Annotated in this window: 23 protein-coding genes and 1 riboswitch; of the genes, 6 read left to right on the top strand and 17 right to left on the bottom strand. The window is 39.3% G+C overall.

Going from position 1 to position 22,787, the window contains the following annotated elements; genetic code table 11:
- Positions 1-566: 566 nt before the first annotated feature.
- Together WMZ97_RS15745 and WMZ97_RS15740 are read left to right on the top strand one after the other, a co-directional pair.
- A complete protein-coding gene (locus WMZ97_RS15745; protein WP_343273044.1) occupies positions 567-1,640 on the top strand; it encodes a hypothetical protein in 1,074 nt (357 codons plus the stop codon).
- 129 nt (positions 1,641-1,769) lie between these two features.
- Positions 1,770-2,072 (top strand): hypothetical protein, encoded by a 303-nt coding sequence (locus WMZ97_RS15740; RefSeq protein ID WP_343273043.1) that lies wholly within the window; start codon positions 1,770-1,772, stop codon positions 2,070-2,072.
- A gap of 3 nt (positions 2,073-2,075) precedes the next feature.
- Here WMZ97_RS15740 and WMZ97_RS15735 read toward each other — a convergent pair whose 3' ends face one another.
- Together WMZ97_RS15735 and WMZ97_RS15730 are read right to left on the bottom strand one after the other, a co-directional pair.
- Positions 2,076-3,104 carry a S66 family peptidase gene (locus tag WMZ97_RS15735; RefSeq protein ID WP_343273042.1) on the bottom strand — a complete coding sequence of 343 codons (1,029 nt, stop codon included), beginning with the start codon at positions 3,102-3,104 and terminating at the stop codon, positions 2,076-2,078.
- 538 nt (positions 3,105-3,642) lie between these two features.
- Complete coding sequence (locus WMZ97_RS15730; protein WP_343273041.1) at positions 3,643-3,942, bottom strand: DUF378 domain-containing protein; 300 nt, start codon at positions 3,940-3,942, stop codon at positions 3,643-3,645.
- Positions 3,943-4,141: 199 nt separating this feature from the next.
- Between WMZ97_RS15730 and WMZ97_RS15725 the strand changes: the two genes are divergently transcribed.
- Positions 4,142-5,092, top strand: a complete 951-nt coding sequence (locus tag WMZ97_RS15725) for an AEC family transporter (RefSeq protein WP_343273040.1) — start codon at positions 4,142-4,144, stop codon at positions 5,090-5,092.
- A 182-nt stretch (positions 5,093-5,274) separates the two neighbouring features.
- Here WMZ97_RS15725 and WMZ97_RS15720 read toward each other — a convergent pair whose 3' ends face one another.
- The gene (locus WMZ97_RS15720) at positions 5,275-5,985 is read right to left on the bottom strand and encodes an MOSC domain-containing protein (protein WP_343273039.1); all 711 of its coding nucleotides are present in this window, start codon (positions 5,983-5,985) and stop codon (positions 5,275-5,277) included.
- A gap of 103 nt (positions 5,986-6,088) precedes the next feature.
- On the opposite strand from WMZ97_RS15720, the gene msrA reads away from it, so the two are divergent.
- Positions 6,089-6,640 (top strand): peptide-methionine (S)-S-oxide reductase MsrA, encoded by a 552-nt coding sequence (msrA, locus tag WMZ97_RS15715; RefSeq protein WP_343273038.1) that lies wholly within the window; start codon positions 6,089-6,091, stop codon positions 6,638-6,640.
- Between the two features lie 153 nt (positions 6,641-6,793).
- Here the strand turns inward: msrA and WMZ97_RS15710 are convergent, their stop codons facing one another.
- From WMZ97_RS15710 to WMZ97_RS15660, 11 genes are all read right to left on the bottom strand, one after another.
- Entirely contained in the window at positions 6,794-7,183 is a 390-nt protein-coding gene (locus WMZ97_RS15710; RefSeq protein WP_343273037.1) for a thiol-disulfide oxidoreductase DCC family protein, read from the bottom strand.
- A 324-nt stretch (positions 7,184-7,507) separates the two neighbouring features.
- A complete protein-coding gene (locus WMZ97_RS15705) occupies positions 7,508-7,714 on the bottom strand; it encodes a nucleotidyltransferase substrate binding protein (RefSeq protein ID WP_343273036.1) in 207 nt (68 codons plus the stop codon).
- A 93-nt stretch (positions 7,715-7,807) separates the two neighbouring features.
- Positions 7,808-9,142 carry an NCS2 family permease gene (locus tag WMZ97_RS15700; protein WP_343273035.1) on the bottom strand — a complete coding sequence of 445 codons (1,335 nt, stop codon included), beginning with the start codon at positions 9,140-9,142 and terminating at the stop codon, positions 7,808-7,810.
- A 264-nt stretch (positions 9,143-9,406) separates the two neighbouring features.
- Positions 9,407-9,507: riboswitch (purine riboswitch) on the bottom strand.
- Positions 9,508-9,863: 356 nt separating this feature from the next.
- On the bottom strand, positions 9,864-10,754 hold the full coding sequence (locus WMZ97_RS15695; RefSeq protein WP_343273034.1) for a YitT family protein: 891 nt from the start codon (positions 10,752-10,754) through the stop codon (positions 9,864-9,866).
- 650 nt (positions 10,755-11,404) lie between these two features.
- A complete protein-coding gene (locus WMZ97_RS15690) occupies positions 11,405-12,046 on the bottom strand; it encodes a DUF2306 domain-containing protein (protein WP_343273033.1) in 642 nt (213 codons plus the stop codon).
- Positions 12,047-12,105: 59 nt separating this feature from the next.
- A complete protein-coding gene (locus tag WMZ97_RS15685) occupies positions 12,106-12,870 on the bottom strand; it encodes an SDR family NAD(P)-dependent oxidoreductase (protein ID WP_343273046.1) in 765 nt (254 codons plus the stop codon).
- Positions 12,871-12,955: 85 nt separating this feature from the next.
- Complete coding sequence (locus tag WMZ97_RS15680; protein WP_343273032.1) at positions 12,956-13,798, bottom strand: SGNH/GDSL hydrolase family protein; 843 nt, start codon at positions 13,796-13,798, stop codon at positions 12,956-12,958.
- A 476-nt stretch (positions 13,799-14,274) separates the two neighbouring features.
- Entirely contained in the window at positions 14,275-15,000 is a 726-nt protein-coding gene (locus WMZ97_RS15675; protein WP_343273031.1) for an ABC transporter ATP-binding protein, read from the bottom strand.
- A 1-nt stretch (position 15,001) separates the two neighbouring features.
- On the bottom strand, positions 15,002-15,385 hold the full coding sequence (locus WMZ97_RS15670; protein WP_343273030.1) for a GntR family transcriptional regulator: 384 nt from the start codon (positions 15,383-15,385) through the stop codon (positions 15,002-15,004).
- 4 nt (positions 15,386-15,389) lie between these two features.
- Positions 15,390-16,205 carry a hypothetical protein gene (locus WMZ97_RS15665; protein ID WP_343273029.1) on the bottom strand — a complete coding sequence of 272 codons (816 nt, stop codon included), beginning with the start codon at positions 16,203-16,205 and terminating at the stop codon, positions 15,390-15,392.
- Between the two features lie 555 nt (positions 16,206-16,760).
- Positions 16,761-17,330: a TetR/AcrR family transcriptional regulator gene (locus WMZ97_RS15660; RefSeq protein WP_343273028.1), complete on the bottom strand. Its 570-nt coding sequence runs from the start codon at positions 17,328-17,330 to the stop codon at positions 16,761-16,763.
- A gap of 146 nt (positions 17,331-17,476) precedes the next feature.
- Here WMZ97_RS15660 and WMZ97_RS15655 point away from each other — a divergent pair, with 146 nt between their 5' ends.
- Positions 17,477-18,376 (top strand): ABC transporter ATP-binding protein, encoded by a 900-nt coding sequence (locus WMZ97_RS15655; RefSeq protein ID WP_343273027.1) that lies wholly within the window; start codon positions 17,477-17,479, stop codon positions 18,374-18,376.
- The gene (locus tag WMZ97_RS15650) at positions 18,376-19,968 is read left to right on the top strand and encodes an ABC transporter permease (protein ID WP_343273026.1); all 1,593 of its coding nucleotides are present in this window, start codon (positions 18,376-18,378) and stop codon (positions 19,966-19,968) included. The genes WMZ97_RS15655 and WMZ97_RS15650 overlap by 1 nt, the downstream gene beginning before the upstream one ends.
- Before the next feature lie 514 nt (positions 19,969-20,482).
- On the opposite strand, the gene WMZ97_RS15645 is transcribed toward WMZ97_RS15650, so the two are convergent.
- The 3 genes from WMZ97_RS15645 to WMZ97_RS15635 form a co-directional block, all read right to left on the bottom strand.
- Positions 20,483-20,923, bottom strand: coding sequence for a cell wall hydrolase (locus WMZ97_RS15645; RefSeq protein WP_343273045.1), 441 nt, complete (start codon positions 20,921-20,923; stop codon positions 20,483-20,485).
- A 358-nt stretch (positions 20,924-21,281) separates the two neighbouring features.
- A complete protein-coding gene (locus WMZ97_RS15640) occupies positions 21,282-21,926 on the bottom strand; it encodes an ABC-2 transporter permease (RefSeq protein WP_343273025.1) in 645 nt (214 codons plus the stop codon).
- Positions 21,904-22,785, bottom strand: a complete 882-nt coding sequence (locus WMZ97_RS15635) for an ABC transporter ATP-binding protein (RefSeq protein ID WP_343273024.1) — start codon at positions 22,783-22,785, stop codon at positions 21,904-21,906. Before WMZ97_RS15635 ends, WMZ97_RS15640 begins: the two co-directional genes overlap by 23 nt.
- Positions 22,786-22,787: the final 2 nt, after the last annotated feature.

The following is a 22,787-nucleotide window of genomic DNA, read 5'->3' as shown; positions in this document are numbered from 1 at the left end:
GTAACCCAACTCGTCCATCAGTGGGAACTAGACAAGGCGCTATAGGCTTATATACGGCCCATTCTACAGCCATGGGTCATTTAGTTAAAAGCTTTAAATAAATGATACCCTGATTTTGGGGTTACGTTCTTGGGCTGTAGAACGTTACCTCAAAATCGGGGCCAGCAAGCGACAGCGCGGTAGCCCGAATAAAGTGTACAAAATGATAGTGCCTGAAATATTGGTATGAAAGCAGCGCCGAGAAAAACTTGACACATACTTTAACTAAATATATTATTGTACTAATAATGATAATTTGTAATAATTGGTATTAGGTAGCTGCTTACCAAAATGAATGAACGCTTCAACCAATAGCAGGGGGGGATCATCTCGGAAATTATGTTTATGTTTGGTATAGCAATGGTAGTAGTCGTTATAGCTTTCATTGCTATTTTTAATGGTTTCGTACAAAGGATAAAAAACCCTACTTATGAATTAAAAGAACAAGTGACAAAACTGGAAAAAAGAGTCGAGGATCTAGAAAATAATGAAAAATAGCTCAACTAATTAAACTGGGCGGGGTTTACATGAAGGATATTTTTGAAAAAATTAATTTGGCAATGGAGAACAGCGGTTACTTCACATTACAATCTAAAGCAGATTTTCAATTGCTTGGAGAAGGGGCTTGGCATAAAGCTTATTTAGTACATTTACCGGGTAACCATCCGCTTGTAGTTCGCTTTCCAAAGAAGCATGCTTACGGAAATCCCGTTCCTTTCAACCAGCAGGAAATGTTAGCTGAATATAGCGGAAACGGATTATATTATCGGCTAGCGAATGCGGTCATACCCGGGATTTGCCCTAAAGAATATGATTATCATGTTGCGCCTGAATTCACCTATACCATTGAAAGCTATATGGGACAACCAATTGATCTAGCAGCTACGGATACTTCCGCTGGAAAAGAATACGGTGTTCAACTTGGTGATTTTTTTCGAAAAATGGATAATATGAAACATAACCTTGAAGGCTTTGGCCCTTTGACTTGGTATTGTGGTGAATTAAAGGGAGAGTATAAAGGCGATCCGCAGAAATTCATGATCGATGAAAAGGATGAATTCTTATCCATGTTAGAGCATTTGCAAGATAGTACCCTTTCTTTTGACTACACTGCTATCCAGGAAAAGATGTTGCACTGTCTAGATAGCCGTTCGCTTTCTTCTTTATCTCTAACCAATCAGGATACTTCGCCAGAGAATCTAATTATTCGTGACGGACGTATCCATATCATCGATTCGCGTCCTGTTTTATACAGTGGTTTTGTTTTCGCTGGAAATCACGTCAATAACTACCGAACGCTCTTTCCAACTTATGATGCAGCTCCGCGGTACCAAAGACATCAGTTTTACAAGCATAAGGCAGTTCTCCATGCAATGGCTGACGGATTTGAAGAAGGATACACAGGTGGCTTGTTTGAGCGAAAAAAGGCATTAAGAAACGAGCAGTTCTTGCAGTTATTTTCCTTATGCTATCATAATTATGAAGTTTTACAAAAGGAGATTAGCAGAGAAACTTACTTGCGAATGGGGAATAAGCAAGCGATCGAATCACGTTTACCTATTTATTTACGAGAGCTGGAGGCTTTTAACCTTTTAGCATAAAATGACATTAGAAACCTTGAAATCAAGCAAGTAAAGCAGTGAATGTCTAACACAATAGTTACAAGAAAGGAAACCATTTTGTGAGGCAACTGAAAAAGTATCTTTCACAATCGTTTGGAAGAAAACGGCATGAAACGTACAGGAGCAGACCTGAAACGTGCGAGAACGAACCCGAAACGTGCGGGAGCAGACCTGAGACGTGCGAGAACGAACCCGAAACGTGCAGGAGCAGACCTGAAACGTGCGAGAACGAACCCGAAACGTGCGAGAGCAGACCTGAGACGTGCGAGAACGAACCCGAAACGTGCGGGAGCAGACCTGAAACGTGCGAGATGTAGAGGTTTTCAAAACGAATCTATTTCACTTTTTCAGCAGCCTCCATTTTGTTCCGTCTTTTTTCAAAATGAGTTTCCTTTTATTTGCCGTATTTAATCCCTACTTTACGCCACTCTCCAAAATAGAAAATGTCTTTTCATCACAATTAATTTCTGCCAACGCACCATATGGCAATAAAAAACGTGGCTCTGTATGGCTGAAATTTAAGTTATAAAGAACTGGTAAGTCTTCAGCATGATATTCGCTCAAGACTTGGCGAATAACTTCTTTATATTCATTGTAATATGCTTCATCGTTTGGTTTACCAAAAATTAATCCATTTGCTTTTTGCAAAATACCCTGTGCACCATAATTTCGCAGCCAGGATTTAAGCGCATCCGGTTCTGCCTTATCAGCTGGCTCAAGAAAAAGAATGGCGTTATCCCAATATTCATCACTTGGCCAAAGCTGGGTACCTTTAACCATTTCCAATACTTCTAAACAGCCGCCAATTAAGCGTCCTTGTACAGTGCTTGACCCTTGAAGGACCTCATAGCCTGAATTTGGGTACATTGTTTGTGACTCTTTTTTATGCATCTCGTCCCATTTCAGGATCACACTTGCCCATTTGTCAGGCGCCTGGATTTTTCCAATAGGTTCATTGGAAAAAAGTGCTCGTTGCACCATTTCCACTGTGTAGGCATCCATTTTCACATTCCTTGCAAAATCCGTTAAAATCGCTGGCCCATAAAAAGAAGAAATCCCTGCTTTTAGACAAAACAAATGGGAAACGGTTATATCTGAATATCCCATGAATATTTTCGGGTTTTGGCTAATCACGTCAAAGTCAATATATGGAAGTAAACGAATGCTATCATCCCCGCCAACATTCGCGATAATTGCTTTAATATCTTCATCCCTAAATGCCGTCATCAAGTCTTGTGCACGAGCCTGAGGATTCGCATATAGAAAATCAGAACCCTTCAAACTATTCGGCATTGGGACAACTTGGAGTCCAAAAACAGTTTCTAATCTATGTCCCCCTTGCTCATAACGCCATCTAGTGTCCTGATCACCTGCTTCTCCTCCTGAAGGGCTCACGGTTGCGACTTTATCTCCTGGTTGCAATTTGTTTGGTTTTATTAACAACGGACAGTCACCTCTAATTATTGTGTTTATGCCATCGTATCATACCTAGTGATCACAGCAAACGAAACGTATAAAGCAGTTGTTTATCCGTACTAAAAATTGCAGTTACAATTAATGAGATGATAAAGTGAAACTTCATTCAGTGGGGGTTTCCCTTTCTCCCCCACTGAGACAGGAGAACAAAGGCTAAGAACTAGAACATCTGAGTTGCAACGCCTTTGTGACCTGCATCGTGCAGGCTGAGAACAGAATCGGACCTTTGTCATGCAGTTGACCCCCACTTATCTTTTTTAGTTTCACCTCAAAATCTTGGAGTGGGGGTCTTACTGCCCGTTCAGGCGGGATAAAGCGAAACTTCACTTGATGTTTTAGATATACGGAACAATCCTTGACGGGAGATTCATTACAGGATGCAGTTCAATAAGAGAAAAGCGAGCAGCAATTTAAGCTATTGAACAAACAAGAAGCACTGGATTTCAGGTTGTTCAATAGCTATTAACCGTTCTTAGGGTCACATTGTCGATCATACTAAAATGTGCTATTCCCGTTTCTCTTTGTCTTCACTGAAATGATTTGTTTCTTCGCCAAATTCTGTACTGTAGTTTAAGTTTCCAGTACGGACCGAATTGTCTCTAGCATCTTTACCCATTGGCGCAAATAACATCCCTAAACAAAAAATACCGCTTATGCCGACAAGCGTATACACTACTCTTGAGAGTGCAGCATCTTGTCCTCCAAATAATGTAGCAACTAAATCAAATTGAAACAATCCAATGAGACCCCAGTTAATGGCACCGATAATGACAAGGGCAAGTAAAATTCTTTTTATTGTCTCCATAAACTTCTCACCTCCAATTCATTAAGGAATCAATTTTATTTTTTACCATTTCAATTTATTAATACCAGTAGTCGAACATAAATTACATTCATTACTTTTTCTCCGAGGCTAAGATTGACTATTTTACTTAATCCAGCAAATACGGTACCTTCTCCACTCTATCGTCATACACTAGCATGAACGAAAGGAGAGATGGCTGGTGCTGTCCACAGGAGCATTTTTACAAGCAATGATTCCCCTCTATATAATGGCCATAATCGGGTTTATGGGTCGCAGAATAAAAATACTACATGCGCATGCCAACCAAGTTATCACGCAATTGATGCTGTATATCACATTGCCCGCATTAATATTATTTTCATTAAACGCAACACTTTCCATGGATCTTCTTGCAGATTTTATCTGGCTGGTTGCCATGTCCATCTTCATACTGAGTATATCCATTTTTGCCAGTGCATTACTTAGAAGAAAAGCAGCGCTGCCCTTAAAGCAAAAAAGTGTCTATGAAAGTTTGATCATTTTTGGAAACCAGGGTTTTATCGGGTTTGCCATTAGCTATATCATAATGGCTGAACAAGGAATTATTTACTTGACACTTTTTAATATCTGTTACTTGATTTTAATTTGGACATACGGCATCTATATTTTCACCAAAAATGAACAAAGCGTAGATTGGAAAGGATTGGTTTTCAACCCCGGCATTCTATCCACACTGGTCGGATTGGGCATGTTATTCCTTCCGTTTAACTGGCCTGACATATTATTGGATACATTTGAGAGCGTTGGAAAAATGACGATTCCCTTATCGATGATATTGATAGGTAGTTTGCTCGCAGAAATCCAGTGGCATGATTTAAAGCAATACAGTAAAAACGTCTATATTTGGATAGCAGCGTGTTGTAAATTACTCATACTTCCGTTATTTTTATTGATTTTTCTCTTTTTTCATGTGGCCTACCCCTTGATCATTATTGCCGTATTGACATCCGCCATGCCAAGCGCTTCCACCACCTCTGTCTACGCGCAAAAGTTTGGCGGGGATGCTTCCTTTGCATCATTTGGTGTGTTGCTGTCGACTTTGCTTTGTATTCTGACCATCCCATTGCTCTACAGTCTGCTGCAATGGCTGCATCCTCTTTTTTACGAATAAGGCTGTTCGGAATAATATCGGGCAATTGAGGTTAAATTTGAAGCTCTTAGCTATCTAGGATTTGATATATTTAAAAAGTAAAGTGACCGAACATCGATTGAGAATGAGCGAGAACCGATCGGAAATATCCGCGCGACTGATCGACTGCATGAATCCAGGCGCACGCTATCGTTTCCTCTATCCTATTTATTTGGCCCATAAACACGCTTTTCAATAGCTGATTCTTTCCCCGCCAGCCGTTTATGAAGCGTACGTTTCCAATTAACGGCCAAAAAGGGGCACTCGGCTAATTCTTCTGCAAGGGCAAGATTGTTTTTCTGAACATACATCACGTCATTACAGGCGGCAATCGTCCAATTTGGATATGGTCGTTCGAGTAATTCCAACTCAGTCTCCGCTTGGACATAGCCTTCCTGTATCGTTCGAAAATACCAACCGGTTCGGCCGGTGTTCTGAATCCGTAATGCAAGATCCATCGTTCGAAAACGCCGAGCCGGCTTCCAGCACGGGCGACGAGGTTGGGAAACTTGAATGATTGCTTCACCAAATTTATATGTGTCACCAATACAGACCGTTTGCTCATCGATATTTGTTACAGCAAGGTTTTCCCCAAACGAACCAATACCCATCGACGGAATATCCAGTTCCTCACGCCAATAGTCATAATGCCTAATAGGATAGGCAAACAATACTTTTTCCGGTCCACCGTGGCTTTGGGTATCGGCTACTTCATCGTTCGTTAAATTCGTTTCCCCCAGCCACACTTTTCCCTGAACAGCATGCTTAAACATGCCGCTTTCCCACTCACGATCCATCCGCTTCTTCGCGTTTGGATCGCCCATTTTCTTCACTTTACCTGTCAGTAATGTATGTACGTACGGAGCGTTCATCATGAATCTCCTCTCCATCTGTGATATAGTGTATAGACATCTATCATTAGTTTACGTAACGAACCAGCATTTGTAAAAGCGATTGATCTTTGGAGGTGTCCACATCATGAATGATAAACGAAAAAAAGCTACGTTTGCCGGCGGATGCTTCTGGTGCATGGTGAAACCATTTGATCAGTGGGATGGCATTCATCAAGTGATTTCAGGTTATACTGGCGGGCATACGACTCACCCTACTTATGAAGAAGTTAAAACAGGTATGACCGGGCATTACGAGGCGGTAGAAATCACTTATGATCCTGCTGTATTCTCGTATCGTGAGATTCTAAATATATATTGGCAGCAAATTGATCCAACCGATGATGGCGGACAATTTCAAGACCGCGGGGATTCGTATCGGACGGCCATTTTTTACCACGATCAAGAACAAAAAGCGGTTGCTGAAGCATCGAAGCAGGAATTAGAAGCAAGTGGAAAATTTTCCAAACCAATTGTCACGAACATTCTTCCAGCAGCAACTTTTTATCCTGCTGAAGCATATCACCAGGATTTTTATCGAAAAAACGAACAGGAATACAAAGAAGATCGTGCCCAATCTGGTCGAGATGAATTTATCGCTGCAAATTGGAACCAACAAGTAGAAACTTCTGACAGATAGATGTCTGGAAGTTTCTTTTTTTGCTACATAAGAAGCGTGACTGTCCAGTACCCAAAACTTTGTAGTCCCTTTCATTGTGATGGGTCCTTAAACACTTGATTCTAAATAACCGGAATCACCATCGGCATGTTAGCGGTCGTATAGGGGTAGACATTATAAGAACCGTTTTCTTTCTTCTGGAGAAGGTAACATACAACTCTCTTTTTTACCGAACCACTTATATCTATTTTTAGCAATAATTTTATAAAATACATCTCGCAACGGTTTTGGGACAGCCAATAGAAAATACAGTAACTTCCACAGTCCTTTTAGGTTCTTACAAATACGAAGGGCTGCGGATGATTTAAAATAACACTTGTTACCTTCTATAAGCACCATACTGTCTATATCACTTGGAGCATCATATTTACGCAATAAATCTTTTCCAATATCGCTTTGCAATGAGGCAAACTTAAAGCGCCCATTTGGATCTCTTTTAAGGATGAATTGGACACTTTTGTCGCAAAAGTTGCACGCACCATCGAATAAAATAATCCGTTCCACATCAATCGCCCCTTTTTGTTAGTATATCATTTCATTTATTTGGATGCATGATGAGTTTGTATTTTACAAACACCAAAGCGAAGAAAAAAGCTCCTTACAATACAAAATACGAAGCCACCGTGAATGATGATTTCGCTCTACACCTGCTAATATCAAATATTGCTTTCTCAATCGTGAAATGATACAACTTTAACTTCATATTATCACTTTGCAGTAATTGCAAATGTTGGTCCTGTTCCATCACACGATTGTTACCAGGGTACCAATTATCACGTATAGCTGCTTCGTGTATTTCAATCGCACAAAAATGACGGTTTGTTTCTTTCAACAAATCGGTCTTGCTTCTTCTTCGTCATACAGATGTGAGGTTTTATTTCGGTCTATCATCATATCAATCCAAAATTCACCATTGTCAATTAAACCATTCGCAAAAGCCTCCCGAATAACGAATCTTGGACTATTGATTTCGCCAAGCCTAGAACCTGCCCGTTTGTATTCATTGAGCTTTTCTTGCAGCCTCTCCTTGCTCATAGATAATCATCCCATCACCTTCTATTACAAATAGTATAGTATTATCCAATAAAAAAGCGAAACCATCAATCATGATTCCGCTTTTTACACTATTTAACTCAAAAACACAAAGTACAACACAAAAACCACAAACAATAAATACATGATTGGGTTAATTTCCTTGATCCGACCTTTCATCATCATCGTAATTGGGTAGAATATGAAGCCGATCGCAATTCCGGTTGCAATACTATAGGTCAACGGCATGGCCGCAATCGTTAAGAATGCTGGCACCGCAATTTCAAACTTATCCCATTCGATGTCTTTCAATGATGAGGACATGAGAACACCGACAATAATCAACGCCGGAGCGGTTACTTCTGATGTAATAACACTCAATAATGGCGAGAAAAACAGCGATAATAAGAATAGTCCGGCAGTCACAATTGCGGTGAAACCTGTCCTTCCCCCTGCAGCTACACCGGCCGTTGATTCAACGAAAGAAGTAGTCGTTGACGTTCCAGCGATAGCACCAGCAACGGTTGCTGTGGAATCGGCGAATAATGCCCTTCCAGCTCGTGGTAGCTTATTATCTTTCATTAAGCCAGCCTGAGTCGCCACCGCAACCAACGTTCCGGCTGTATCAAAGAAGTCTACAAATAAAAATGTCAATATTACAACAAGCATCTTGGTATTAAATAGATCGCCAAAATGCTGAAAAGCCTCACCAAATGTTGGCGCAATACTTGGCACGCTGCCAACGATCCCATTAATTCCCGACGGCGCTTCAATTAAACCGGATATCATACCCATAATCGCCGTTAAGATCATTCCATAAAAGATTCCGCCTTTCAGATTTAAACTCAGTAGTATAACGGAAATGACAACACCAAAAATAGCTAGTAAAACCGTGGGCGAGGTTAAATCACCGATTGCAACTAATGTCGCTTCATCCCCCACAATAATTCCCGCATTTTGTAAACCGATAAATGCAATAAAAAAGCCAATTCCAACGCCGACCGCCAGCTTAAGGTTAGCCGGAATGGAATTAATAATTTTTTCCCGCAAACCCGATAAGGTTAGTAATATAAAAATAATGCCTGATACCAATACTCCAGATAACGCGGTTTGCCAAGGAATGCCGTAACCAAGCACAACCGTATAAGCAAAAAAAGCATTTAAACCCACACCTGGTGCAAGGGCAATTGGATATCTGGCAATAATCCCCATGAACAAGGATCCAACCACACCTGAAATAGCAGTTGCCGTAAATACTGCACCCTGATCCATCCGCGTAACCCCTGCTGGGAGGTCTTCAACTCCGACTAATGCAAGTGTTGCCGGGTTAACAAATAAAATATAAGCCATTGCCAAAAACGTCGTTAACCCTGCCAAAGATTCTGTACGATAATTAGTTCCTAACTCCTCAAAGCGGAAGTACTTTTTCATGATTCTCCTCCTCTAAACTAAAAGTAATATTCAAAGCCCGGCTGTTTTCGTCCAAAGTGTGAACTTCCGCCAAATTTGTGTCGAAGTTCAGCCATTTCGTATCGAACTTCGGCATTTACAACCATACATACACGCCTAACGCAAAGCTCTCCACGGCTGAACAAAACAAAAACACTCTTGGCTCGAAATGTAGCCTAGAGTGTTCGCTATGCAAGAAAGAGGAAAATCATAGACATACAGCACAAATAAACATGTCTGCCGTCAGAAACGACCCCTAACCTGCGTAGTCAGATCATTTGCGGTGATCCGGTAGAAACTCTGGGCCATATTCCCAAGATTATACGCTAGTATGTGAATATAGTTTACTATGTTAGTAGGAAAAAATCAACAAAACCCGAATATTTATGACAAAGTAATATAAAAAATTCGTATATAGTGTGTTTTTTTGGCGGACAGTTGTTCATCCGTTAGAAAGGCGCAAGCGCCCGGACTACGGAACGCCGACTAAGTTCGGCGTCCTATGCCAACGTCGGCATGACCTGCATCCGGCAGGCCCACGTACAAACTGCGCACAAAGTGGACCTTATCTGCCAAACGGGCGCCGATCTTTATTACAGGAAAGCGCCCAATTTACAGCATAGTCAGAACTTCCCATCTAAAAACAGGTAGAGAAAATTATGGAACGCTTGATGGATTAATGATTAAGATTCAGATGGCCTTGTTATTCTTCAGCATTTTCTTTATAGTACTGTTTTTCTTCCTTTGCACTGCTAAACGTTTTTTGTGTTGGATAGTGAGCTTTTGCAAACGAACCACCACTCACATCTTTTACTGTATTAACAACAGTGAATGCTTCTTCATCAATCTCACGGATCAATTTTTTTAAATAAAATAATTGCTGCTTTGGAACGACAACATAAATAAGATTCTCATCGTTTCCACTTCCATCATTTTTACCTTGTAAGATTGTAGTATGGGCACCAAGATTCTCTCGAATAGAACGGGCTATTGATTCGCTATAATCTGAGAATATATGAACAATCTTTTTTGATTCAAATCCTTCCAAGACGTAATCAGTCACCCGTTTTCCAATAAATAAACCCACTACAGTATTTAATGTTAAAATTGGGCCAATAACTAATATTCCACCTACAACAACTAAAGCATCTAACACAAAATTTGTTCCTGTTATTTCCCAACCAAATTTATAGTTTAGCACTTTTGCAATTGTGGACGTTCCACCTAGCGTACTTCCCGAACGAAAGATGAAACCAAAGCCAATTCCAGTAAATACACCCGCATAAAGGGCAGCAAGAAGGGCGTTATTCAATGCAGACCCTAAATCCTCTAATACGAACAGAAATATGGAAAATAAGGGGATAGCAATAATTGATTTTATGATTACCGACTTAGGCAAGTAACGATAACTAATTAATAAAATTAGTCCATTCGCAATGAAGTTCACCAATGCAGGAGACCAGCCTAACCCAAAATAAAGTAAGAGGGATAATCCAGGGATACCACCCTCTGCAAGCGAGTTAGGCATTGCAAATATTGCTACTGAAAAAGCAAAGAAAAAAGTACCCAACACCATAAGTCCTAAATTCTTCATTTCGCACTTCCTTTTTCTCTCTCTAAAGTATGAATAAGAATAATTTATTTACGTGAGCCAATTTCATAAGTTCGTTAATTTATTTATAATCTCCTCTTTACTTCTCCATTTATTCACAAAGAATTCTTTTGCCATCAACGACTAACAAGAATAGTATATAATCAATCACTTATATTATCAAACGCTTATAGGATATTCCCGAAAGACACCTCTGTTGTTGCAGCATAACAAAAAACAGGAGTGTATCTCTACCGGCTCCTGGTCTATGATCAATAGTGTATAAATACTATTATTTACATTCTCCAACAATAAATCGTCCAGAAATCTTCCTTCATTTATATAAAAGGGGGAAAAGCTTTATCATACTCTATTTTAATGAACCATTCCTTCCTGATCCTGTATCCCTTCCCATTTTATCTTTCTTTCCTGACGTGCTTTTTTTCCATGAAGCGCATAATATAATGCTGTAATACTGGTCGTCCCTCTCTGAACCCTCTCGTTTTAATTAAAATGATGTTTTTCGGTTATTTTTCGGTAAACTTCTTATACACTTATAAAATTAGAAGGAATAGTATCGTCTCTGCTGAATGTTTAAAAATGAGTAACATTCATTTCCCTTGACTTGGGAGCAGGTTTTCTACAATATGAAATTAAAGCTTTTTCAATTTACGATTTAAAATGAACCACTCCACCATAGCAAAATTTAAAACAATACCTGCCCAAATATTTACCTTTAAAGCTTCGTCAATCATTTCATCTATGCCACCAGGAAGCGTAAAACCATGAAAAGCAACATAGCTTAAAAGAATAACTGGCATGATAAGACGGGCAACGACAGCCACTAGTGTCAGGCCAAAGCTGCGTATCATCCACACACGGTGTTCCTCAAAATTTCTTTTCACAGCTTTACGGTAGGCTTTCCAGGTTGTAAACAGCCAGACAACAGCCAATACGAAAAAAGCTAATGATTTAGTGAAATTTTCTGCGTAGAAAAATAGCACGAACGCAAGAATACCGCTTATAAAAACACTTATGACATACATTTTGCCGATAGTGCGGTGGAGCTTGGGATGATTCAAACGAATGCGGTCTATAAATTGAAGAAAACCTGCCACTAAAGCAATAAAAGCTAAAATAATATGTGTGACTAGTACGGGGTATTGAATAGTTGTTGATGTAATCTCTACTCGGCTTTTGGCAGGATCAAAAGTCACATACGGGTACATAAAAGGAAGCATAACCCCAATTGAAACGATGACCAAAATCCACCAGCTCTTTTTTGGTTTATTCATGTTACCGTACTCCTTTTCCATCTACATTACTATTGCATCAAAAAGTATATTTTATCTTTTTATAAGGTGCCTCCCCCCGCTGCATCAATGAGTTGACCAGTTATCCAGCGACTATTGGAGGAAGCAAAAAAAGCAGCAATATCTGCAATATCTTCCATCTGTCCTAAACGTTCAAACACAGACGTTTGCGCTGCATGCTTTTTAGCTTCAGGATTTTTCAACATATCCCGATTTATTTCTGTCTCAACGACTCCCGGCATAAGAGCATTTACTGTAATTTTACGAGGTCCCAACTGCTTCGCTAAACTTTGCGTCAACATATTTAATCCAGCTTTGCTTAAATTGTAAGAGATGGTTCCCGGAAAAATAACCTTTGTTGCGATAGAAGAAATATTAATAATCCTCCCTTCGTCACGTATTCTGCCTAGTGCTTGCTGAATTAAGAAAAATGGGGATTTAAGGTTAACAGCCATGACCTTATCGAATGCCTCCTCTGTCACCTCTTCCATCGCCCCCATGCCAGAAATACCAGCATTATTGACTAGAATGTCAAATTGAATATTTCCTGTAACACGTCGCAATTTCGTATCCAAGTTTTTGAAAAATGTCTGCATATCTGTTTCCATTCCAAATTGATACTGAAACGCAACAGCCTGACTACCTAATAATTCAATTTCCCGAACAGTTTCATTTGCTGCATCTTCATTTTTGGAATAATGGACGACTACCAATGCGCCTTCCTTCCCAAGTCGCAATGCAATGGCACGCCCAATCCCCCTGCTCGCCCCTGTAACAATCGCAATTTTTCCGTCTAATGTTTTTATTTCTTCCGCCTCCCATTTTATAAAATGCTTCCGTGCGGATTTTCACTCTTTTCCCACGAAAAGTGCTTGCATTGATAACATTAATTTACATGTCTATATCGTCCGTAAGTGTTTCCACTAACCAGGTCACAATTTGTTTATGTCCAGAAATCGATGGGTGAAGTCCATCCATTTGCATCCATTCCGGTGAAGCAGGCATTCCAAATTTTTTTTGTGTATCAATAACAGGATCGGATTGATCTCGAATCACATTACCAACAACATGAATATCTTCATTACGCCAGTTTAACTGGCCCCGTCGAAAAGGAGGAAAAATAGCGATTCTTTCATCATTAACCGGCGGAGGTGTAATCCACACCCAACGAGCATCACCATTCACTGCAGCTATCCGTCTGATTTCAGAAATATTTCTGGCACTTTCCTTTGCACTAACCTGTGTTTGGGTAGGTTCTGGCCCAAGACGAAGAACATCATTTCCCCCGATCATGCAAATAATCCAATCTGGATTTTGAGCGACAATACTGCCAAAGCGTCCAAGAAGCTGCGTGGAGGTATTTCCTGAGATTCCTTCATTGATGACAGAAATATTATCTTGGGTTCTGCCTTTTTTCAACAAATGACGTAAAATTTCAAACCATGAAAGCAGATCATCCGTTGTACTTTCCCCAGCTCCAATCACCGTTTCTCCTGCTTTAAAAGGGAGCTGTTTCACCTTGTCAGCAAACACGGAATTTGCAAGTAATTGATCTTCAGCTTCTTCAGCCTGTTGTTCTAATTGCCTCCTTATATCTAAATATGTGTCTGCATCCATACCATATATTGCCGCTAATGTTTTTTCATCCAGTTGACGGGCGAATTTCAGCAATTTTTCTGGATGCTGCATTTGAATCATCTTTTTCCATTGCTCATGCAAATAGTCTTTCTTCATATCACCATCTCCTCACTATATTCCTTCATGAATCTCCTTCAGGTAGCCGTGTTATTCATCATCCTTTGTCAATAAGCATTACTTCACTTCATTGTTTCGAAAATCTCTCCTTCCTGTAGAAATAGTGACTGTTGTGGACGTTCCTATAGAGTTTATTTATTATATTTTTCTCCACCTGTGTTAGTGGGATATCTATATAGTACACTAATACACAAAATAAAGTCAACTTCTTTTTTATCTATAAGAATCATGTCATTTTATGATGCACCTATAACGTGAAGCCCCTTTAGAAAAGTTTTATTCTTCTTCGCTAAGTAATGAGATGAACGGAAGACACTTTTCAGATAATTAGTCCACGATAACATTTACGCTTCTCTGCAGCACAAAAATTAACGCCTAAACGTAGTTACGTCAGGCGCTCATGTGTTTTTTTATAAGTTTTGATAAATGTTCTATTTTTTAAAAGAGAATTATCTTTATTCCGTTTTGAAAGAAGAGGCTGTTCCCAATGCTTCTTTCATCCACTCGACAAGACTATCCCCATACATTCCCCGTATATTTTCAACATCATCCACTTTGGCTATCTTTCCATTTTTTAAAGCAACAGCCATATCCAATGCGGGTTCAATTTCCGATACTTCATGTGTCGTCATCACAACAGTCTGTTCAGATAGATCAACAAATGCAACCAGCCCTTTGATGATTGAATCACGAATCATTGGATCTAAACCAGCTAAAGGTTCATCCAACAATACTAACGGGACTCGTCTTGACAAAGTCAAAACCATTTTCAGACGTACTTTTTCCCCTTTTGATAAACCATTGACTGCCTGATTTCTATTTAACTCCATAAAATCAAGCATTTCTTTTGATTTATATTCATCAACGTCAGCATATAGGGTGTTATAGTATTTAAGGGTTTCAGCAACCGTGTAGAATGGATAATATCCATCCTGTTCCGGCAAGTAGGAGACCTCTGCGGAGATACGTCGTTTTGCTGGCTTTCCATTCACAACCACTTTTCCTTGGGTTGGACGAAGTAACCCGGCAGTAAGTTTAAGTAGCGTGGACTTTCCAGACCCGTTTGACCCTATAACCCCAATCACTTTCCCTTGCGGAAGTTGAAAACTGACATCATCCAGTGCTATTTTCTCCAAATATTTTTTTGAAACACGATCGAATTGCACTAATTTACGATTCACCCTACTTTTCTCTCCCTTCTTTTTCGTCATTTAAATATAGCTGTATTCCCATTGCAATTTCATCCGGAGGGAACCCCATATCTTTCATATCCAATACAAAGCTCCTGATTTTATCATGTTTGAGCCGTTCCCGAAGTTTATCCAAACGCTGTTGGTTTGCTGTCACAAATGTTCCCTGCCCTCGATGCACTTCTGATACATCCATTTGATCAAGTTCCATATAGACCCTTTTCACTGTATTCGGATTCACCCCATACTGAACAGCCAATTCCCGTACAGAAGGCAGCTTATCTCCCGGTTTGATTTCTCCGCGCACAATTTGATGACATATTTTTTGTGCAATTTGATCATATATTGGAGCTTTTCCTGTAAATTTACCTGCCACAGCGTCACACCTCTACTTTCCGGTCTAAAAGCCAGGTTGAAGTGAAGAAACAAACCGTAGCAAGTAAAAATTTGAATAGAATATCCCCAGCATAAGACGGGAAAAAACTCCGAAAAATGGTAATAATAGGAGGGCCCTGAAATGTCTCGGAGAAAGACAACGTCGAAAAATCGGAAAGGTCTAACTTGCCCCAATGAAACATGAAAACAAATAATTCCGTATGACTAAACCAAATAGTTATAAAAACACCGGCTAAAAACAATCCTAACCCTAACACCCACCGCCAGCCTTTAAGAATATACTTCAACAAATCTACACTGAAATAAATAAGAACTCCAAGCCCAGCTAGAAAAAGCCCTCGTTGAATAAACACAACAAACGATAAAATCCAATGTTCCTTTATTAAATCTTCTATTGTCATTAATGATTGAAAATAGGCTCCCCCTTGATACAGACTGGTTTGAATATCCAGATTCACAACCCAAAACCAAAGCAGTAAGTTCAAAACGAGCGATCCTAACATGAGCAAAAATCCAGCTCCAAACTTGACAGAAAGCAATAATATTCCGGATTGTGGAGACTGCATCCAAATCGGTGTGTTCCTTTTTTCTTTCTGTAGGCTAACGAGCAAATAAAACAGTAGATAAAAAGAATGGAAAAACATCACCATGAACAAAATTAAGCTTGGAACACCAGAATGAAATTTAGCTGCTAAATAAATCCCAACAAAACTAACAAAGAGCATAACCAAACCGGCTATCATCCAAAACGACCGCATTAGCCTAATTTCTTTTTTAAATAAAAACCAGCACACATTCATCGCATGAACCCTTTCTATATGTAAGTGTAATATCTGCATAGTACACTAACTCACTTTACAAAGTCAACAGCAGCATAATCTCTCTATGGGTAAAATATACATATAAAATAGGGAAAAGTAACACCTTAATTTATACCATTATTGAACAGCGGGTAATCAAAACGAATCCGCTTTACTTTTTTGACAAAACATATATGCTAGATATGTGTCCACGACAGAAAATAACTGCAACATTGACAAGTCGACAACATAATAATTGATAATTTCAGGAGGGGAAGAAATCTCTCTCCATATGCCATTATGCAGATCACTGTTATTGCATAAAGTGTGTCCGATTCCCGCACTGAATAGTTTATAGACTTCATCTGCTTTGATCCCTCCATGGCTATCTGCTACACCTTTAAAAACACGCGAGACAATCCTTTACTTTCTACTCCTAATAATTATATCTTCATCAACTTCAAATCGGGAGCCAACATTCGATCCCCGGCCATTTAATTAGTAAAGGATATATACTCCTTTTCAATCAACTCAATAATTTTATTCTTCCTCATTTTACCGGGGTAATAATCCGTAGAAAAACAACTGTGCTAGTTGCTCAATTTCTTCATTACTATTGGCGTTATTTGTGTAAATAACATCATTTATTTCATGAAAGAAGAATTTAAAATACTTCTTTATAACCTTCTCTGAATACAACGTAGAGATATAGCCTTCTCTTTTTCCCAGCTGTATTACCTTGATCAAAAAGGATTCAAATTTATTTTCAATATTGTGAAGAAAATATTGAACGGATTCTGGATGTTCGTGACTCAAGTTCGTCAAAATTCCGATATTCTCCACTTCACGAGTCATTATATCTCTAATCTTTTCATGGAAAGGGTTGTCTGAATTTAGTACTTCCTCATATTCCTTTAACAAGGAGTCTATCCAATTGTTGAGCATTTGCTGATACAACTCTTCCTTCGTGCCAAAGTAATTGTAAATAGTAGCGGGAGAAACACGAGCTTTAAGAGCGATTTCATCTACTTTTACTTTCTCAAATCCATATTTTAAAACTAATTCAAATGAAGCAGAAAATATCTGTTTCTTTTTTTTCTCTTTTCTTTTTGCAAACCCATCCATTGATTGTCACCTCAGGTTCATTGTAAACAAAGTTTTGTAGTCCTTCAATATTTTACTACATTTCATCTTGCAATTCACTTATTATAGTTATATAGTTAAAATATATACAACTACAAAAATATCAAGGCTCTAAAGGAGGATTTCTTATGACTGTACTACAGCTGAATAAGGTATCGAAAAAATTTGGTAAATTTCAAGCGTTAGATCAAATATCGTTGGAATTAAAGGAAGGGGAAATTTATGGATTTATTGGGCCCAATGGAGCAGGGAAATCAACAACCATTCGTATCTTATTAGGAATGCTAAAGGCAACGAGCGGAAATGCAACATTATTTGGAAAAGATGTCTGGAAGGATGCCGCAGAGATTCACAAGCGCTGTACCTATGTACCTGGTGATGTTCATATATGGCCAAATTTGACCGGAGGAGAAGTGATTGATGTTTTAATGAAAATGAATGGGAACTATTCTGAGCAGAATCGTGATGAATGGGTGGAACGATTTGAATTTGATCCAACAAAAAAAGCTCGATCCTATTCGAAAGGAAACCGGCAAAAGATTGCCTTGATTGCAGCATTTGCTTCGGAAGCGGATTTATTTATTCTGGATGAGCCAACCTCGGGACTTGATCCTTTAATGGAACATACTTTTCAACAAGGTGTAAGAGAAGCAAAGCAAGCAGGAAAAACGGTTCTTTTATCCAGCCATATTCTATCGGAGGTCGAAAAACTTTGTGATCGTGTTGCGATTATTCGCAGAGGTAAAATCATTGAAAAAGGTACATTAGATGATATGCGCCATCTAACAAGGTTGCAAATGCAGGTGAAAACAAGAGAAAATCCAAAAGAGTTAGCACAAATTCCTGGTGTACATCAACTGCAGGAAACAGCAGGGCTTTTTTCTTTTCAAGCGGATACAGCCCATATGGAAGGGATTATTGATTATCTTAGTAAATATGGAGTACAGGAAATGGAAAGTACGCCGCCAACATTAGAAGATTTATTTTTGCGGCATTATGAGGAGAAACATGTCGAGGAGAATGTGTGATGCGAAAACAAACGAAGAAAACAGCAATTCTTTTTCCGATTTTCTTTCGACAGCACCGGTTGCGTTTACTTTTATGGATCGTTGGATTGGTTTTGATAACTTGTTCGGTTGCCTATGCTTATCCAGAAATGTATCCGGATCAAGCAGCTAAGGAAGCATTTGCTATTACGATGGAAAATCCAGCAATGATTGCGATGCTCGGGATTGGTTATGAGCAGTACCACGAAATGGGCAGTTTATTTGCTAAGGAGATGCTTTTGTTTTCTGCTATTGCGATCGCAATCATGAATAGTTTGCTCATGTCTAAACTGACAAGAGATGATGAGGAAAATGGAATATTAGAGCTTGTACAGTCAAGGTCTGTCGGTCGTTTAAGCTATTTAACAGCTTCCTTCATCTTGATGCTGTTAGCGAATTGCTTATTGGTCATTTTACTGACAGCTGGAATAACAGCCTTGCAAATAGAAGGCTTTGATTTATCAGGAAGTGTTCTTTATGGCAGTCTTCTCGGCAGCTTTGGCATCCTGTTTGGAACATTGACGGCTTTCTTTGCCCATTTTGTGACATCTTCCAGAGGAGCAAGTATTTTTAGTTTTAGTGCATTGTTTTTCTTCTACCTTTTGCGGGCTGTTGGTGATGCAGAATTTACATTTCTATCTTGGATGAGTCCGCTTGGCTGGTTATCAAGAGCTTATGTTTTTGAGGAAAACAACTGGCTCCCCGTCGGATTATTGCTTATCAGCAGTATTGGATTTGGGATTATGGCATTTATCCTACAGGCGAAACGAGATATTGGAGATGGTTTATTACCTGAGCGTGCGGGCTCTGTGCATGCTTCCGCCTTTTTAAAAACAAAGGTCGGACTCGTCATGCGTTTGCAAAGAACAATGGTGATTATCTGGACGGCAAGTATTCTCCTGATTAATATAGCTTTTGCTTTTATCTTAGGCGACTTAGAAATATTTTTTTTAGAGAATAAAGCGATGCAAGTCTTTTTAACTGGTGAAGGAAATGTGATGGAGCAATTTATCGTATTATTGATGTCGATTATGGCATTAATTATCACTGCCGCAGTTATTAGCAGCTTTCTGCGGCTTCGTGGAGAAGAGAAAGCAAGCCGAACAGAACTCTTATTCAGCAGGGATGTATCACGTCTGCAGTTGTTACGAGCTTATTTATTCCCAGCAATAACAATTGCAATTCTTTTACCAATATTACAAGCGATTGTTTTATGGAGTATCGGATCTTTAAACAGTGAGAATATGATGCCACTTGGGGACGTAATGAGGGCGTCCATTGTATATATCCCAGCAATTTTGCTTGTATTAAGCTTTGCAGTTTTATTAAACGGCTGGCTTCCAAAAGCAACTTCATTTGTGTGGCTGCTTATCATTTATGGGTTTATCGTTATTTACTTGGGAAACATTTTAAAACTGCCTAGTTGGATGAAAAAAATTTCGATTTATGAGCATACGCCTGTTTACCCCAGCGATGATATCTCCTATACAGCGTTGGTTACGCTAAGTGGTATAAGTGTATTGTTTATTATTATTGGATCACTTGGGTTTAAATGGCGAAATATTGAAGGTTAATGATGAATTTTTTTACTTGATCTAGTTTTCGCTTCTTGAAAAAGATAAGGCAAGCGATTAATAACCAAGTAGATAGAAAAACACCCAACACGCAGGTATGCTTAAGAAGGATGAACTGACGTGTTGGGATTTTTCAATTTGATTTTTTTATAGGGAATACTTTTTTCCGATACCGCTCTTGTACCAAAGGTTGCCATGGTAAATAAAATCCTTTTGCCTCATCTAAGTTAACAATCAAATGGAAAATCTTTTGTTTATTTGTCTTGAGACAATGTACAGGAGGTTTATGTGCTTCTATAGATACTTGGTTATTAGACGCTTATGAACGGCTTTTAGTATTGCAAAATTTCACTTGGCGCTATACGCTGTGAACATGAAAGCAAGGAAATATGTTACGATGGGTTTGATTGATTTCTCATCACTCTCTACTTTGTTTGGTTGGAAAACGAGGTTTTTTGTAACAGATTATATTTACAAAGATTGTTGTCATTTTATCTATCCTCAAAAAGAAAAATTATCCACTATAAACACTTTCACATGTTCCAGGTGCTGGTTCATAAAAACAATGCTGTTTAAATTGACCAGTAAAAGGTTGATCATACCAGGTTGGAGGACACGGAGCATATGGATTAAAGTACCAAAGAGCATATTTAGCTGGGTGATCTCTCCAACTTTCTAACGTTTTCCTTGCTAATTTTCTTTCAGATTCTCTTGCTCTTTGATAGAACACATTTCCTTTTTGAACGGCTTCAAATGAGTAATTCCCTCCTTGTACTTGAAAAATGACTTGTTCAACTGTTCTCAAATCGTTAAAATCACTACAATCTGCTACAACACGGTTAACAATTACATTTCCCACATATAGCATTCCTTGTTTTCCTTCACCCTCAGCTTCTGCTCTCATCATCCTTGCCATTAAGTTAACATCTGCATTTCGGTAAGCCACTCTTCCCATTTTCTCACCTCCAAAATATAGTATGAGGGAAGACTTACATTCATGCCCTTGTTGCTTATAATTTTGTAACCCTGTCTTATTTTTGAATAGTTTGGGGTTCTCAATCAAATATTCCGACATGATGATTGTCTTCAACAGATCCGTCAAATGCCTGAATCGTTTGAGCAATGATCTTCATAAACGACTACTGAAATGGGACAACCATCGGCTCTTGATCATCCACTGTTTGTACCTATATTCTCCATTATCTGGTTTACAAATGTACCAGCTCCTACAAAGTAGTAAAAGCCATTTTGCTGCTGACATGACAAATCTCTTCTATAACACATTCCTTTAAAGAATCAGCAGGGATTCTTCCTTAAAAATCCTTCCGCTCATAAAGCGTTACGGCTAAAGTAAAAGATAAAAGTGTCACAAACAAACTAATGCCGGCAAACAACAGAATGAAAGCATTCGGGTTTGCCATGATTGTCTCAACCAAGTTATCAACCGAGTCCATCCTCGGATTATGATAAATATTGATAACCATCTGTACACCAATCGAGATTGTAACGTATATTACCGCTGATAAAATCACGGCGGGAATATACCCGAACGCGATATAAAGTGGGTAAAAAAAAGATATCAGCAAATAAAGTCCAGCAAGCGCCAGCAGTATATCCCATCCCGTCATCAACCGGGACGTAAATGGCGCAAAGGTGACAAACAGAAAAACATAAAAAGACACCAGCACTGCAGCAGGGATGAACCATACCAGTGGCGTTAGATATTTTGCTAACATGATTTTCTTCCTCGTGACAGGCAGGGTATTCATCAGCGCCGGTTGCTCATAATACGCTGCAGAACTGGATAGCCAGCCAACAAGAAGGATCAGCAATAAAATATGCTGCATTGGCGCACCACTTGTAAAAAATCCCGTCATGACGATAAACCAGAAAAAGGAAAAAAAGTAAATATAAGCTTTTTGACTGAACATTTCATTACGCACTAGTTGAATGATCATGTTTACGCTCCTTTACTGTATAAAATATAATGTCTTCAAGCGAAGGCCGCTCCAACAGTACCTGCCCGTCTGCTTGCCCGTCGAACAGAAGTTTATCCGCTAGCAGACCGTCAAACCCCACATCTGTTTCCTTGATACCAAGCAAAGAACGTCGTCGCTCGGCTGTTAGCCACTCTTTCGGACCCTTAACCACGGCATACTGATCCAGCAGCGCATCCTTTTCCCCGCTTACCACCATTTTTCCGTTATCGATAAACGTGATAAAATCGGCTACCTTCTCTAAATCTTGTGTGATATGGGTAGAGAAAAACACCGCTTTTTCTCCATCCTGAATAATATCCTGTAAGAGCTCGAGCAATTCTCTGCGAAACACTGGATCCAGCCCCGAGGTAGGTTCATCCATGATAATCAACTCCGGATCGTGAGCAAGTGCCATTGCCAGAGAGAACTTTATCTTCATCCCCTTGGAAAGATGGTCTACCTTTTTCATACGCGGCAGTTCAAATTGTTCGATATAATGGGAGAACAGCTGCTCATTCCATGTTTCATAAAACGGGGCAATCAGCTTCTTGTTCTGCTCCAGGGACAAATGTCCGTAAAAAAAGTTCTCATCCTGGACAAATCCAATACGTTGCTTGATATTCTCTGTGTCAGCTTCATGAGTCTTTCCAAAAATCTGCACCTCTCCCCGATCGGGACGGACCAGGTTCATTATGCAGCGGATAGCCGTGCTCTTTCCAGCACCATTGGGGCCGATAAAACCGGTAATAAATCCTTTTTTTACCGTTAGTTGAATCCCTTCCAAGGCAAAATGTGTAAAGCGTTTCTCTAAATTTTTTACTTCCACCATGTTTTCCATCT

The organism is Lentibacillus songyuanensis, from assembly GCF_039548255.1.
Classification (GTDB): domain Bacteria; phylum Bacillota; class Bacilli; order Bacillales; family Amphibacillaceae; genus Lentibacillus_C; species Lentibacillus_C songyuanensis.
This window is presented reverse-complemented; position numbering and strand designations above follow the sequence as displayed.

Bases quoted from the DNA above. Each gene is read 5' to 3' on its own strand.
- WMZ97_RS15655 (WP_343273027.1), top strand. From the start codon at position 17,477: ATGACTGTACTACAGCTGAATAAGGTATCGAAAAAATTTGGTAAATTT.
- WMZ97_RS15665 (WP_343273029.1), bottom strand. From the start codon at position 16,205: ATGAATGTGTGCTGGTTTTTATTTAAAAAAGAAATTAGGCTAATGCGG.
- WMZ97_RS15740 (WP_343273043.1), top strand. From the start codon at position 1,770: ATGAAACGTACAGGAGCAGACCTGAAACGTGCGAGAACGAACCCGAAA.
- WMZ97_RS15720 (WP_343273039.1), bottom strand. From the start codon at position 5,985: ATGATGAACGCTCCGTACGTACATACATTACTGACAGGTAAAGTGAAG.
- msrA (WP_343273038.1), top strand. From the start codon at position 6,089: ATGAATGATAAACGAAAAAAAGCTACGTTTGCCGGCGGATGCTTCTGG.
- WMZ97_RS15730 (WP_343273041.1), bottom strand. From the start codon at position 3,942: ATGGAGACAATAAAAAGAATTTTACTTGCCCTTGTCATTATCGGTGCC.
- WMZ97_RS15745 (WP_343273044.1), top strand. From the start codon at position 567: ATGAAGGATATTTTTGAAAAAATTAATTTGGCAATGGAGAACAGCGGT.
- WMZ97_RS15660 (WP_343273028.1), bottom strand. From the start codon at position 17,330: ATGGATGGGTTTGCAAAAAGAAAAGAGAAAAAAAAGAAACAGATATTT.
- WMZ97_RS15640 (WP_343273025.1), bottom strand. From the start codon at position 21,926: ATGATCATTCAACTAGTGCGTAATGAAATGTTCAGTCAAAAAGCTTAT.
- WMZ97_RS15635 (WP_343273024.1), bottom strand. From the start codon at position 22,785: ATGGAAAACATGGTGGAAGTAAAAAATTTAGAGAAACGCTTTACACAT.
- WMZ97_RS15680 (WP_343273032.1), bottom strand. From the start codon at position 13,798: ATGAAGAAAGACTATTTGCATGAGCAATGGAAAAAGATGATTCAAATG.
- WMZ97_RS15700 (WP_343273035.1), bottom strand. From the start codon at position 9,142: ATGAAAAAGTACTTCCGCTTTGAGGAGTTAGGAACTAATTATCGTACA.
- WMZ97_RS15645 (WP_343273045.1), bottom strand. From the start codon at position 20,923: ATGGGAAGAGTGGCTTACCGAAATGCAGATGTTAACTTAATGGCAAGG.
- WMZ97_RS15650 (WP_343273026.1), top strand. From the start codon at position 18,376: ATGCGAAAACAAACGAAGAAAACAGCAATTCTTTTTCCGATTTTCTTT.
- WMZ97_RS15705 (WP_343273036.1), bottom strand. From the start codon at position 7,714: ATGAGCAAGGAGAGGCTGCAAGAAAAGCTCAATGAATACAAACGGGCA.
- WMZ97_RS15690 (WP_343273033.1), bottom strand. From the start codon at position 12,046: ATGAATAAACCAAAAAAGAGCTGGTGGATTTTGGTCATCGTTTCAATT.
- WMZ97_RS15695 (WP_343273034.1), bottom strand. From the start codon at position 10,754: ATGAAGAATTTAGGACTTATGGTGTTGGGTACTTTTTTCTTTGCTTTT.